Origin of the sequence: Falsiroseomonas sp. CW058 (assembly GCF_050563535.1) — a bacterium.
Classification (GTDB): Bacteria; Pseudomonadota; Alphaproteobacteria; order Acetobacterales; family Acetobacteraceae; genus Falsiroseomonas.
This window is the reverse complement of sequence record NZ_JBNXUO010000034.1, coordinates 36,918-48,620: the sequence shown is the minus strand read 5'-3', so window position 1 is coordinate 48,620 and position 11,703 is coordinate 36,918. Positions and strand designations below refer to the sequence as shown.

Here is an 11,703-nt window from a genome sequence, read left to right as displayed (position 1 = left end):
CCGACGCCTATTGCCGCGACGCCGCTGTCGCGGTGGAGACGGCGCGCCGCTTCCTCACGCAGGGCAGGGCGGCGTCGGCCTCCGCGAGCGCCGCGGCCTCGGCGGCGAGGCGCGCTTCCGCGGCCTCGGCATCCGCCGCCATCCGCCCGGCATGGTCGAGGTCCCGCACCAGCGCGGCGCGGCGCGCCTCGGCGGCGTCCAGCGCCTCCCGCGCGCGGCTTTCCTCGGCGCCGAGCGTCTCGGCCTCGACGCGGCGGCGTTCCAGCGCGGTGCGGGCCGAGGCCTCGGCCTCGCGCGGGGCGGGCAGGTCGTGCTCGGCCGCGAACAGGCGCTTCGCGGCGCCTTCCGCCTCGAACTCGGCATCGCCGGTGGCGCGGCGGGCCAGCGCGAAGGCGTCCTTCGCCGCCGCCAGCGCGGCCTGCGCACGGGCGCGGAGGATGGCCAGCCACTCCACCTCCGCGCCCCGCACCAGGCCGGAGATGTTGCGGTAGCGCGCGGCCTGGCGGGCCTGGCGCTGCAGGCCCTGCCGGCCCTCCTCCATCTGGCCGATCAGGTCCTCGGCGCGGGCCAGGTTGTTCTCGGCCTGGCGCAGCTTCAGCTCGGCTTCGTGCCGGCGGGCGCGCAGGCCCGCGATGCCGGCGGCCTCCTCCAGCACGGCGCGGCGGTCCTCGGGCCGTGCCTGGATCAGCGCCGCGACGCGCCCCTGGCTGACCATCGCCGAGGACCGCGCGCCGGAGCCGATATCGGCGAACATCGTCTGCACGTCGCGCGCCCGCAGTTCACGGCCGTTGACGCGGAAGGAACTGCCCTCGCCGCGCGCGATGCGGCGGATGATCTCGAGCTCCGGCGCATCGGCGTTGGGCGGGGGGGCGAGGCCGGCGGCCTCCTCCAGCACCAGCGTCACCTCGGCCAGGTTGCGGCCCGGGCGGGTCGCGGTGCCGGCGAAGATGACATCCTCCATCTCGCCGCCGCGCATCGTCCGCGCATTGCTCTCCCCCATCGCCCAGCGCAGCGCCTCGACCACGTTGGACTTGCCGCAGCCATTCGGGCCGACGATGCCGGTGAGGCCCGGCAGGACCTCGACCAGCGTCGGCTCGGCGAAGGACTTGAAGCCGGCGATGCGCAGCCGGGTGAGCTTCGCGGTCCGCGCGGCGGCGGCCTGCGCCTCGGTCCGGCCGGTCTCCTCCGGCGGGGCGGCGTCCTCGGGCGGCGCGGGGGGGACCGCCTCCATCCCTCAGCGCGTCTCGGCCACCAGGGCGGCGAAGCGGTCGAAGGGCAGGTTGCCGGGCACGCTGCGGCTGCCGAAGACGAAGGTGGGGGTGGAGTTCACGTTGTGCTGCTGCTGGCCCTGCACCCGCCGTTCTAGGATGGCGCGCTGCAGCGTGGCGTCGGCGATGGTCGCATCGAAGGTCGCGCGGTCCATCCCCGCCAGGGCGGCCAGGCGGAACAGCTCCTCCTGCGGGTTGGCGTTGCGCGCGAAGGCCCAGCGGTCCTGGGTGGCGAACAGCGTGGAGATGAAGGGCTCGTAGCGTTCCGCCGGCAGGCTGCGCGCCACGGCCGCGGCCAGCAGCGCCAGCTGGTCCAGCGGGAAGTCGCGCAGGACCATCCGCATCCGGCCGGTCTCCACCAGGTCGCGCTTCACGCGCGGCCAGGTGTCGCGGTGGAAGGCGGCGCAATGGCCGCAGGTCAGCGAGAAATACTCGATCACCTGCACCGGCGCCTCGGCCCGGCCGACCACGCGCTCGGCCATGCGGGGGTCCTCGGCGGGGGCCTGGGCGCGGGCGGCACCCGGCAGCAGCCCGGCGGGCGCCGCGGCGGCGAGGGCGAGGAACGAACGGCGGTCGGGCATCGGCAGGTGGCCTCCGGATGGGCCGGTGGGGCGGACCAGCCCCCGGCGTCAGCCCCTCCGATAGACGCCGCGGGCCAGCTTTTCCAGGGCGTCCCGCAATTCGCCCTCCGGCAGGGCGGCGATGCGGTCCTGCACGGGTGCGGGAACCGGCGCGGGCGGGGCCTGCGGCCGGGCGCGGGGCGCGCCGGGGGGCGTGGACTGGACGAATTTCAGCCGCTCCACCGCCACCCGGCCGAGATGGCCGTTGATGCGGGAGATCAGCTCCGGTGCCAGGTGCTGCAGTTCCATCGCCACCGGCCCCGCGCAGGCCAGCACCAGCGTACCCGCGGACAGCCGGACGGGGGAGGTGACGGCGCCGAGCGCCGGCCCGATCACCTGCGGCCAGTCCGCCATCAGCTGCGCGCCCGCCGGGTTGCGCCGGCGGAAGGCAGGCCGCGTCAGCGACGGCAGCAGGTTGCCGAGCGGCACGGGGGCTGTCGGGAACCGCCTGCGTTCCCCATCCTTCGCCACTGCGATGACCCCTCCCCCCGCCGCCGACCTGCTCGCCTGGTACGACCGCCACCGCCGGGACCTTCCGTGGCGCGGCGCATCCGCCACGCCGGACCCTTACCGCGTCTGGCTGTCCGAGGTCATGCTCCAGCAGACGACCGTTGCGGCGGTGGGGCCGCGATACGCGCGCTTCCTCGCCCGCTTCCCGGACCTGCGGGCGCTGGCCGATGCGCCCTGGGAGGAGGTGGCGGAGGAATGGGCGGGGCTCGGCTACTACGCCCGGGCGCGCAACCTGCATGCGGGGGCCAGGGCGCTGGCCGCGCGCGGCCGCTTCCCCGACACGGCCGAGACGCTGCGGGAGGTGCCGGGCATCGGCCCCTACACCGCCGCGGCCGTCGCCGCCATCGCCTTCGGCCGCCCGGTGGTGCCGACCGACGGCAATGTGGAACGCGTGACGGCGCGCATCCATGCGGAGGCGGCGCCGCTGCCCGGCGCGAAGCGGCGGCTGGATGCGCTGGCGCAGGGTTGGATGGAGCAGGACGCCGCCCGCGCCCGCCCGGGCGACTTCGCGCAGGCGCTGTTCGACCTCGGCGCCACCATCTGCACGCCGAAGCGCCCGGCCTGTGCCCTGTGTCCCTGGCGGGAGGGCTGCGCGGCGCGGCGGCAGGGAATGCAGGAGGACCTGCCCCGCAAGGCCCCGAAGAAGGCGCGCCCCATCCGCTTCGGCGTGCATTTCCTGGCGGTGGACGGGGAAGGCCGCTGGCTGCTGGGCCGCCGCCCCGACAGCGGCCTGCTCGGCGGGATGCTGGAGATCCCCGGCACGCCCTGGCGGGACGAGGGGTGGGAGGCGGCCGAGGCCTTGCCCCATGCCCCGCTGCCCGGCCTCGGCTGGCAGGCCCTTCCCGGGGAGGCGCGGCACGGCTTCACCCATTTCGAGCTGCGGATGCGCCTGCTGACCGCCCGGGCCGCCGGCCCGGCACCGCAGGGCATGGGCTGGATGGAGCGCGACGCGGCCCTGGCCGCCCTGCCGACCGCGATGCGCCGGCTGGCCGCGCTGGCGGCCTGAGAGCGGAACCCGATTCACCTTCGTGACGAGACGCAGCATCCTGGCGGCTCCACCGCAGGGCTGCCCCGCATGACGACACGTCGCTTCCTCTGCCTCAGCCTCGGCGCACTCGCGCTCTGCGGCTGCCGGGGCACAGCGACGCCGGTGCCGGTGGTGGCCGGCGACACCATCGCCCATGCCCGCGCCGAGATCGGCGACGCCCCGCCCCCGCTGCGCCGCCAGCTTGCCGAGGGGGAGGTCACGGCCACGCTGCGCCGCATCTCCCGCCGGCTGGAACCGCCGGCCTGGGAGCTGTGCCGCGATCTCGGCGTGGGGGCCTGCGACTGGTACGTCGCCGCTTCCCGCTCCCGCCAGCTCAACGCGAGCGCGGGGCTGGACGGGCGGGTGGCGATCAACCGGGGGATCCTCGAATACGCAAGGTCGGATGACGAGGTGGCCTTCGTCATGGCGCATGAACTGGCGCACCATGCCGCCAACCACGTCGAATCGGCGCGCGACGACACCTCGGCCGGCGCCGCCGTTGGCGGGCTGCTGGCCGCCGTGGCGGTGGCCGCCGCCGCCGCCTCCGGCGCGCGCACGGGGGCGGCGGAGAACCGGCGGATGATCGAGAACGCCGCCGGCACCGGCGCGCGCATCGGCCGGCTCGCCTTCAGCCAGGCGCAGGAGAGGGAGGCCGACCGGCTCGGCCTGCTGGTCCTGCACCGCGCGGGCTACGACCCGGCGCTGGCGCGCCACTTCGTCGTCACCATGGCCCGCGCGTCCCGCCGGGGCGAGGGGCAGCGCCTGTTCGAGACGCATCCGTCGGGCCCCGAACGCCTGGCCGCCTTCGACGCGACGCTGGCGGAGCTGCGCGCGCGCGGCGGGACGCTGCCGCTCAGGGCGGGGTAGGGCGCGCGTCCCGCAGGGGCGGCGGAAGCTCCGCCGCCCGCCGCGGGTCCCGGCCGCTCAGCCGCCCTGCGCCGCGATCTCCTGGCGCAGCTCGTCGATCAGCCGCAGCCGCCCGTCCCGCGTCTCCAGGAACCAGAAGGTCCAGCCGTTGCAGGACGGCGCCGCCTGCAATTCCGCGCCGACCTTGTGGATGGACCCCGTGGCGGCGCCGCAGCGCAGCGTGCCGTCGGCGCCGACGGTGGCCTTCCAGCGGCGGTGCCGGTCGGTCAGCGTGGCGCCGGGCGGCACCAGCCCGCGTTCCACCAGCACGCCGAAGGCGATGCGCGGCTGCTCGCGCTTCGACGGCAGGGACAGCGCCGCGCCTTCCGGCAGCGGCTCCACCATGTCGAGCCTGCGGCGCGCGGCGGCGGCGTAGCCCGCATCGCGCTCGATCCCGATGAAGCGCCGGCCGAGCCGCTTGGCGACTGCGGCGGTGGTGCCGGTGCCGAGGAAGGGGTCCAGCACCACCTCCCCCGGCTGGGTGCAGGACAGGATGACGCGGTGCAGCAGGGCTTCCGGCTTCTGCGTCGGGTGCAGCTTCGCGCCGTCCTCGCCCCGCAGGCGTTCACCGCCCGTGCAGAGCGGGAAATACCAGTCGCTCCGCATCTGCACGTCGTCGTTCATCGCCTTCATGGCGGCGTAGTTGAAGCGGTAGCGGGATTCCGGGCCGCGCGCCGCCCAGATCATCGTCTCATGCGCGTTGGTGAAGCGGCGGCCGCGGAAGTTCGGCATCGGGTTCGCCTTGCGCCAGATGACGTCGTTCAGGATCCAGAAGCCGAGATCCTGGATCGCGGTGCCGAGGCGGAAGACGTTGTGGTAGCTGCCGATGACCCAGATCGTGCCGTCCTTGCGCAGCACGCGCCGGCATTCGGCCAGCCATTCCCGGGTGAAGGCGTCGTAGGCGGCGAGGTCGTCGAAGCGGTCCCACGCATCGTCCACGCCGTCGACGAGGGAATCGTCGGGCCGCCGCAGCTCGCCCTTCAGCTGCAGGTTGTACGGCGGGTCGGCGAAGACGGCGTGCACGGATGCCGGCGGCAGGCGCCGCAGCGTCTCGATGCAGTCGCCGACCAGCACCTCGTCGAGCGGCAGGTCGAGCCCCGTCCCCATCGTTCCGCCAGCTGCGCCTTTCCGCGAATCGGGGGCCAAGATGCGGCGCGGCGAGTCGCGGCGTCAACTGAACGCAGGCAGCGCGCGGTCCACCGGCCCGAAACCCCGCCGGTGATGCGGACAGGGACCGAGCCGCGCCAGCGCCGCCCGGTGGGCCGCGGTGGGGTAGCCCTGGTGGCCCGCGAAGCCGTAGCCCGGCCAGCGCCGGTCGATGCGCGCCATCGCCCGGTCCCGCGTGACCTTCGCCAGGATCGACGCCGCGGCGATCGACAGGCTGGCCCCGTCGCCGCCCACCACGCAGCGTACCGGGCAGGGCAGCGGCGGTGCCTGGTTGCCGTCCACCAGGGCCAGCGCCGGCACCGCGCCCAGACGCGCCAGCGCGCGCGCCATCGCCAGTTGCGTGGCGCGCAGGATGTTCAGCTGCCCGATCTCCGCCGCGCTGGCCGCGGCGATGCCGAAATCCAGCAGCCCCTGCCCGCGCGCCGCGACCAGCGCCGCGAAGGCCGCATCCCGCCGCGCGGCCGAGAGCTTCTTGGAATCGTCGAGCAGCGCCGCCAGCGCGGGCGGCGGCGGGGCGGCGAAGACCACGGCGGCGGCGAGCACCGGTCCGGCGAGCGGCCCGCGCCCGGCCTCGTCCAGCCCGGCGACGCGGCCGCCATGCGCCTGCTCCATGCGGAAATCCGGCATGGCGGCGGCATAGCGGACCGGCCGCGCCGCGTCAGCAACCCCCTTGCGCCCGCCCGCGTTCGCGCCGGGACACAGGACGAGGCGAGCATGGACGCGCAGAAACTGGCCCTGGCCGCGGACGGGATCCCGGCCACCCCCTTCGAGATCCCGGGCGCCACCGGCGGCGCCTTCCGCATCCAGCTGCTGAACGAGGATCAGGGCCGCGGCGTGGTGACCTCGATCGTCCACATCCCCCCCGGCGGCCGCATCCCCGCCCATCGCCACCGCGCGGGGTCGGAGATGCATTACGTCCTCGACGGAGACCTGGTGGAGGCCGGCAAGGCGCTGCCCCCCGGTGCCTTCCTCACCCACGCCGCGGGCGTGGTGCACGGCCCGCATGAAAGCCGGGGCGGCGCCCGCGTGCTGACGGTGCAGTCCTGGCAATCCAGGGACGGCGGCTTCGACTTCGAGCCTGCCGAGGGCGACGAGGCGGCATCCGCCGAGGCCCGCATGCCCGCCGAGGCCGGTGCCGCCGGCGGCCAGCGCAGCGAGGGGAAGATGCAGAAGGTGGATCAGGCCGCGCAGGAGGAAGCGCGCCGCGACGAGAGCGCGCCCGAGGCGCGGGGCTATTCCTAGCCCATGATCCGCGCTGATCGAAGCGCGGATCATGGGCCAGGCTTTTGTTTTGCCGCGTGATTCACGCCTCCGGCCGTTCCAGCCTGCGGCGACCACGCTCTAGCCCGCGCGCCGCTCCGCCGCCTTCAGCGCGACGCAGAGGCGGGAGAAGGCGTACCAGAAGCGGCCATGCGCCTCCGCGCCCTCCGGCCCGCGGGGCTCGCTGCGGCGGATCAGGGGCAAGCGCGCTTCGAAGCGGCCGCGCATGTTCTCCATGAAGGCGCCGGTGGCGGTGGCATAGGATTCCAGCAGCTCCGCCGCCAGCTCCACCTCCGCCTGCGCGTTGCCCTCCGCGGTCAGCGCCTTCAGCGCCCGCGCATCGGCGGCCAGCGCAAGATGCGCGCGGTGCAGGTCCTCGATGTGCCGCGCGATGGAACGGCGGGCGGCGAGGACGGGATCGGCTTCGGGGCCGCTGTCGGGCATGGGGCGCCTCCGCGACCAGCCTGCGCGCGCCGCATTGCCGCGGCGTTAAGCGCCGCCCTCCCCGCGCCGCGCCCAGATCGCGAAGACCCGGTGCGGCACCACCAGCGGCTCCGCCGGGAAGCGCGCATCGAGCATCGCGGCCAGTTCCGCGTCGAACCGCCCGACGGCCCCGGGGTCGAGCGCGCCGCCCACGCCGGCCGAGGCGCGGATGCGCCCGCGCCAGTCGGTGCGGGAATAGGCCGCGTCATGGTCGAAGCCGCCGAAGCCGAGGCCGCTGAAGCCCGCGACCGCCATGTCCGTCGCCCAGGCCGGGTAGAAGCCGGTGCCGCGGCCCATGCGCCAGCGCGGGTTGTGCGCCTCGATCAGGAACTCGGTGGCATGGGCCACGCTGCCCGGCAGCGGCAGCCAGTCATGGTGGCAGATCAGCAGGACCCCGCCGGGGCGCAGCACGCGCCGTGCCTCGGCCGCCGCCAGGGCGCGGTCGAACCAGTGCCAGCACTGCGCCGCCACCACCAGGTCGAAGGCGGCGTCGGGTTGGCCGGTGCGCTCGGCCAGCCCCTCCTCGAAGCGGACGCGGGCGGACAGGCCTTCCGCTTCCGCCAGGCGGCGCGCCGCCTCGATCTGCCCCCGGGCGGGGTCGAGGCCCAGCACCTCCGCCCCCCGCGCCGCCAGCCCGCGCGCCACCGTGCCGGTGCCGGTGCCGAGGTCGAGCACCCGCATCCCGGGCGCGAAGACGCCTTCCCGCGCGATCAGGTCGTAGAAGCGCGGGGGGAAGCCCTGGCGGTGGCGCGCGTAGTCGGCGCTGGTCTGGCTCCAGTCCGGTCCCGTCATCGCATGTCCCCGATCGCATGCAGGTCGGCGGCGGTGTCCACGTCCCGCAGGGTGCGCAGCAGCGCCACCCGCCGGCCCTGGAAATTGGCGAGCGTGTCGCCGAGCGCATGCTCGCTCGACCAGCGCACCGCGCGGAAGGGATGCGCGGGCCGGCGCGGGCCGAGGCCGACCAGCCAGTAGCCGCCATCCTCGGCCGGGCCGAAGACGGCGTCGGCGCGGCCGAGCGCGCGGAACGCCGCCGCGATGTCCCCGCGCGAGAGGCCGGGGATGTCGCTGCCCACCAGCACCGCGCGGCGATGCCGGCCGAGCGCGCGGGCCATGCGCGCCCCGAGGTCGCCCCCCCCCTGCGGCAGCACCGGCAGCCGCCGCGGCCAGCGCGCGCGGGCGCGGTCCGGCGTCGCCGCCAGCACGGCGCGCCAGCGGCCGTCCCGCGCCGCCTCCCGCAGCGTCGCGGCAAGCTGCCGGCGGTAGAAGCGCAGCGCCGCCATCGCGCCGATGCCGCGCGCCAGCCGCCGCTTCACCGCGCCGAGGCGCGGCGCGCGCGCGAAGACGATCACCCTGTCGCCCCTCATCCCCGCTTCCCGGCATAGAGCCGCAGGATGATGCGCGGCGGGACGCCCGCGAACCAGAGCCCGAGGCAGGCGAGGTTGCGCGCGGACCGGCGCAGGTAGCCGTCCCGCCGCCAGCGCGCGGCACTGGTCACCGCGGCGACCGGCAGCGCGCCCAGCCGGACGCGGCCCAGCCGGCGGACCAGGTCCACATCCTCCATCAGCGGCAGCGGGCGCATCCCGCCCACGGCGTCGAGCAGGTCGCGCCGGACCAGCAGCCCCTGGTCGCCATAGGGCAGGCCGAGCACGCGCGACCGCCAGGCGACGGCGCGTTCCAGCCGCCGCGCCGCCGGGGCGGGGTCGTCCAGCGCGAAGCGGAAATGCCAGGCGCGGCCGGCGCCGGCGGGGTCCGCCATCACGCGCCGCACCGCCTCCTCCCACCCCGGCGCCGGCCGCGTGTCGGCATGGAGCAGCAGCAGCCAGGGGCCGCGCGCGGCGGCGATGCCGGCGGCCAGCTGCCCGCCCCGCCCGCGCGGCGCCGCGAGGACGCGCGCCCCGGCGCGGGCGGCGAGCCCCGGTGTCCCATCCGTGCTGCCGCCATCCACCACCAGAACCTCCGCCGCGCCGCGCAGCGCGGCGAGCGTTCCGCCCAGGTCGGCGGCCGCGTCCAGCGCGGGGATGACGACCGTCAGCCCGTCGATCACGGGCGGCTCTATTCGCATTTTGTTCTTGACGTCCGGTGGTGGGGTGACCACTGTGGCATGGAACAAACCGGGAAACCGCAGGAGGGACCATGCCCGACGGAGGAGCTTCCGCCATGCCCTCCCTGGCCCGCAAGGGCCGGGGCGCCGTCAGCAACCCGGCGGTCCGCTACGAGTCCACCCGCACCGAGGCCTGGGACGATGGCTGGGGCACGCTGGCGGCCGAATTCGGCGAATTGCCGCCCCTGCCGACCGAGCTGACGGCAGAGAAGGCGCGGTCGGCCCTGTCCTGGAACGACAGCCCCGACATCGGCTTCGACCGGTCCATCAACCCGTATCGCGGCTGCGAGCACGGTTGCATCTACTGCTATGCGCGCCCAGCCCATGCCTATGTCGGCCTGTCGCCCGGCCTCGATTTCGAGACGCGGCTGATGTTCAAGCCGAACCTGCCGGAGCTGCTGGAGAAGGAGCTTTCGAAGCCGGGCTACGAGGCGAAGCCCGTGGCGCTCGGCGCCAACACCGACCCCTACCAGCCGGTGGAGCGCACGCTCGGCATCACGCGCCGCGTGCTGGAGGTGCTGGAACGCTTCGGCCATCCGGTGACGATCGTGACCAAGGGTGCGGGGGTGCTGCGCGACCTCGACATCCTGAAGCGCCTGGCGGAGCGCAACCTGGTGCATGTCTGCCTGTCCGTCACCACGCTCGACATGAAGCTGGCGCGGGCGATGGAGCCGCGCGCTGCCACGCCGCTCAAGCGCCTCGCGGCGGTGACGGAACTGGCGCGCGCCGGCATCCCGACGGGCGTGCTGGTGGCGCCGGTGATCCCGGGCATCAACGACATGGAGGTGGAGCGCATCCTCGAAGCCTCGGCGCGGGCGGGCGCGACGAAGGCGGGCTATGTCCTGCTGCGCCTGCCGCTGGAGCTGCGCCGCATCTTCGAGGAATGGCTGCACCGCCACCACCCCGAACGCGCGCAGCGCGTCCTCGCCCTGGTGCGGGAGACGCGGGCAGGCCAGCTCTACGACACCCGCTTCGGCGCGCGGCAGACCGGCACCGGCCCCTATGCCGAGCTGATCGGACAGCGGTTCCGGCTGGCGCTGCGGCGCTACGGGCTCGACGGCCGCGGCGGCATGGGCGGCCGGCTGGACTGCACGCAGTTCCGCCCGCCGGTGGCGGAGCCGCGCCAGCTCGAACTGCTGTAGCGCCGCGCCGGCCGTCAGCCGAAGCGCAGGATCTTCTCCAGCCAGCGCGCGGCGAGTTCGTGCTTGCCGTCGCGCAGCGCCTTGTGGTGGCCCCAGAGCGCCGCCATCAGCAGGATGTCGCGCGGCATGACGCCCGGCGGCAGCGGACGCGCGGCGTGCAGCCGCGCCAGGTCCGGCGCCGGCACCTCGTCCTCCGTCGTGTGGAACCGCCAGCCGGAGCCGAGCGGCGCGAGCGCCCAGTTGTCCCAGTCGATCACCGACATCCCGCCCTGGCCGTCCACCAGGATGTTCCCGCAATGCAGGTCGTCGTGCAGCACGAACAGGGGCATCGCGTCGATCGTGTCGCTGATCGCGGTGAAGCGCCGCGCGAGGGCGATGGAGGCGTCCTCCGCCGTCACCCCGCGCAGCCGGTCCGTGACCTCCCGCGGCAACTGCCGGGCGATGACGTCGCGCAGCCGGGCGCGGTAGTTCTCCGCCACGTTCGGCCCGCGCAGCAGCGCCCCCTCGGGCGCGATGGCCCAGTAGTGGTGCAGCAGTTCCCCATGCGTCGCCACCCACCGATCGAGCGGCAGCGGGTCGCCCTCGGCGAAGCCGGACAGGACGGAGACGAAGGGCCCGTCCGCGACGGTGCCGAAATAGGCCGGCGCCAGCAGCCGGGCGGGCGGGACGTTGGTGAACAGCAGGTGTTCGTGGTCGATCCGGCGCCGGTCGCGCCTCTCGTCGCTCATCACCTTCTCGATCAGCACCAGCGGCGCGCCGCCATCGGCGAAGGCGACCTCGTGGCGGAACAGCGCGACCCCGATATAGCCCGGGCGCAGCCGCGTGCTGGCGACCGAGGTGACGGGACGGCCCAGCCGCGCGGCCAGCACCGTGCCGAGGCGCGCCAGGGCCGGCTGCGCCTCGAAGGTCGCGCGGAAGCGGGGCAGGTGGCGCACCCGCCAGTCCAGGCGCGTGCGGAGCCATTCGTGCGCGGTGCGGCCCAGCGCGTGCAGGATCTCGTGCAGCGCATGGGCCGCCGGCCAGTCGGAGGCGAACAGCCGTTCCTCCGCCAGCGCGAGGAGGCGGGATTCGCTGTGCAGGAGCGCCGCGCCGTCCTCCACGTCGAAGGCCCGGCCGAGCGCCTCCGCCGCGGCCTCCGGCCTGTCCGAGCGGACCGCCTCCAGTGCGTCCCGCAGCAGGGGCAGGTCCATCCGGCCAGGGTCGTTGTCGGTCATGTCCC

The 11,703-nt window shown here is 75.4% G+C and carries 13 protein-coding genes and 1 pseudogene; 4 read left to right on the top strand and 10 right to left on the bottom strand.

The window, feature by feature from the left end; genetic code table 11:
• Window positions 1–187: 187 nt before the first annotated feature.
• From ACK8OX_RS21280 to ACK8OX_RS21270, 3 genes and pseudogenes are all read right to left on the bottom strand, one after another.
• Window positions 188–1,126, bottom strand: a pseudogene (locus tag ACK8OX_RS21280) (AAA family ATPase); the annotation flags it as partial.
• 108 nt (window positions 1,127–1,234) lie between these two features.
• The gene (locus tag ACK8OX_RS21275) at window positions 1,235–1,849 is read right to left on the bottom strand and encodes a DsbA family protein (protein WP_430666259.1); all 615 of its coding nucleotides are present in this window, start codon (window positions 1,847–1,849) and stop codon (window positions 1,235–1,237) included.
• Window positions 1,850–1,897: 48 nt separating this feature from the next.
• A complete protein-coding gene (locus ACK8OX_RS21270) occupies window positions 1,898–2,359 on the bottom strand; it encodes a DUF721 domain-containing protein (RefSeq protein ID WP_430666258.1) in 462 nt (153 codons plus the stop codon).
• A gap of 4 nt (window positions 2,360–2,363) precedes the next feature.
• Here ACK8OX_RS21270 and ACK8OX_RS21265 point away from each other — a divergent pair, with 4 nt between their 5' ends.
• The gene (locus tag ACK8OX_RS21265) at window positions 2,364–3,404 is read left to right on the top strand and encodes an A/G-specific adenine glycosylase (protein ID WP_430666257.1); all 1,041 of its coding nucleotides are present in this window, start codon (window positions 2,364–2,366) and stop codon (window positions 3,402–3,404) included.
• A gap of 69 nt (window positions 3,405–3,473) precedes the next feature.
• Window positions 3,474–4,292 carry a M48 family metallopeptidase gene (locus tag ACK8OX_RS21260; protein ID WP_430666256.1) on the top strand — a complete coding sequence of 273 codons (819 nt, stop codon included), beginning with the start codon at window positions 3,474–3,476 and terminating at the stop codon, window positions 4,290–4,292.
• Window positions 4,293–4,349: 57 nt separating this feature from the next.
• Here ACK8OX_RS21260 and ACK8OX_RS21255 read toward each other — a convergent pair whose 3' ends face one another.
• On the bottom strand, window positions 4,350–5,438 hold the full coding sequence (locus ACK8OX_RS21255; RefSeq protein WP_430666255.1) for a site-specific DNA-methyltransferase: 1,089 nt from the start codon (window positions 5,436–5,438) through the stop codon (window positions 4,350–4,352).
• 63 nt (window positions 5,439–5,501) lie between these two features.
• The gene (locus tag ACK8OX_RS21250; RefSeq protein WP_430666254.1) at window positions 5,502–6,125 is read right to left on the bottom strand and encodes a ribonuclease HII; all 624 of its coding nucleotides are present in this window, start codon (window positions 6,123–6,125) and stop codon (window positions 5,502–5,504) included.
• An 87-nt stretch (window positions 6,126–6,212) separates the two neighbouring features.
• Between ACK8OX_RS21250 and ACK8OX_RS21245 the strand changes: the two genes are divergently transcribed.
• A complete protein-coding gene (locus ACK8OX_RS21245; protein WP_430666253.1) occupies window positions 6,213–6,740 on the top strand; it encodes a cupin domain-containing protein in 528 nt (175 codons plus the stop codon).
• A 99-nt stretch (window positions 6,741–6,839) separates the two neighbouring features.
• On the opposite strand, the gene ACK8OX_RS21240 is transcribed toward ACK8OX_RS21245, so the two are convergent.
• Genes ACK8OX_RS21240 through ACK8OX_RS21225 form a run of 4 tightly spaced genes read right to left on the bottom strand, consistent with a single transcriptional unit; the run spans window position 6,840 to window position 9,285 of the window.
• Window positions 6,840–7,202: a hypothetical protein gene (locus ACK8OX_RS21240; protein WP_430666252.1), complete on the bottom strand. Its 363-nt coding sequence runs from the start codon at window positions 7,200–7,202 to the stop codon at window positions 6,840–6,842.
• 45 nt (window positions 7,203–7,247) lie between these two features.
• Window positions 7,248–8,033 (bottom strand): class I SAM-dependent methyltransferase, encoded by a 786-nt coding sequence (locus ACK8OX_RS21235; protein WP_430666251.1) that lies wholly within the window; start codon window positions 8,031–8,033, stop codon window positions 7,248–7,250.
• Window positions 8,030–8,605, bottom strand: a complete 576-nt coding sequence (locus ACK8OX_RS21230) for a TIGR04282 family arsenosugar biosynthesis glycosyltransferase (protein ID WP_430666250.1) — start codon at window positions 8,603–8,605, stop codon at window positions 8,030–8,032. The genes ACK8OX_RS21235 and ACK8OX_RS21230 overlap by 4 nt, the downstream gene beginning before the upstream one ends.
• On the bottom strand, window positions 8,602–9,285 hold the full coding sequence (locus tag ACK8OX_RS21225) for a TIGR04283 family arsenosugar biosynthesis glycosyltransferase (protein ID WP_430666249.1): 684 nt from the start codon (window positions 9,283–9,285) through the stop codon (window positions 8,602–8,604). The genes ACK8OX_RS21230 and ACK8OX_RS21225 overlap by 4 nt, the downstream gene beginning before the upstream one ends.
• A gap of 113 nt (window positions 9,286–9,398) precedes the next feature.
• Between ACK8OX_RS21225 and ACK8OX_RS21220 the strand changes: the two genes are divergently transcribed.
• The gene (locus ACK8OX_RS21220; protein WP_430666248.1) at window positions 9,399–10,484 is read left to right on the top strand and encodes a PA0069 family radical SAM protein; all 1,086 of its coding nucleotides are present in this window, start codon (window positions 9,399–9,401) and stop codon (window positions 10,482–10,484) included.
• A 14-nt stretch (window positions 10,485–10,498) separates the two neighbouring features.
• On the opposite strand, the gene ACK8OX_RS21215 is transcribed toward ACK8OX_RS21220, so the two are convergent.
• Window positions 10,499–11,698 carry a phosphotransferase family protein gene (locus tag ACK8OX_RS21215; protein ID WP_430666247.1) on the bottom strand — a complete coding sequence of 400 codons (1,200 nt, stop codon included), beginning with the start codon at window positions 11,696–11,698 and terminating at the stop codon, window positions 10,499–10,501.
• Window positions 11,699–11,703: the final 5 nt, after the last annotated feature.

Bases quoted from the DNA above. Each gene is read 5' to 3' on its own strand.
- ACK8OX_RS21275 (WP_430666259.1), bottom strand. From the start codon at position 1,849: ATGCCCGACCGCCGTTCGTTCCTCGCCCTCGCCGCCGCGGCGCCCGCC.
- ACK8OX_RS21265 (WP_430666257.1), top strand. From the start codon at position 2,364: ATGACCCCTCCCCCCGCCGCCGACCTGCTCGCCTGGTACGACCGCCAC.
- ACK8OX_RS21260 (WP_430666256.1), top strand. From the start codon at position 3,474: ATGACGACACGTCGCTTCCTCTGCCTCAGCCTCGGCGCACTCGCGCTC.
- ACK8OX_RS21255 (WP_430666255.1), bottom strand. From the start codon at position 5,438: ATGGGGACGGGGCTCGACCTGCCGCTCGACGAGGTGCTGGTCGGCGAC.
- ACK8OX_RS21250 (WP_430666254.1), bottom strand. From the start codon at position 6,125: ATGCCGGATTTCCGCATGGAGCAGGCGCATGGCGGCCGCGTCGCCGGG.
- ACK8OX_RS21245 (WP_430666253.1), top strand. From the start codon at position 6,213: ATGGACGCGCAGAAACTGGCCCTGGCCGCGGACGGGATCCCGGCCACC.
- ACK8OX_RS21240 (WP_430666252.1), bottom strand. From the start codon at position 7,202: ATGCCCGACAGCGGCCCCGAAGCCGATCCCGTCCTCGCCGCCCGCCGT.
- ACK8OX_RS21235 (WP_430666251.1), bottom strand. From the start codon at position 8,033: ATGACGGGACCGGACTGGAGCCAGACCAGCGCCGACTACGCGCGCCAC.
- ACK8OX_RS21230 (WP_430666250.1), bottom strand. From the start codon at position 8,605: ATGAGGGGCGACAGGGTGATCGTCTTCGCGCGCGCGCCGCGCCTCGGC.
- ACK8OX_RS21220 (WP_430666248.1), top strand. From the start codon at position 9,399: ATGCCCTCCCTGGCCCGCAAGGGCCGGGGCGCCGTCAGCAACCCGGCG.
- ACK8OX_RS21215 (WP_430666247.1), bottom strand. From the start codon at position 11,698: ATGACCGACAACGACCCTGGCCGGATGGACCTGCCCCTGCTGCGGGAC.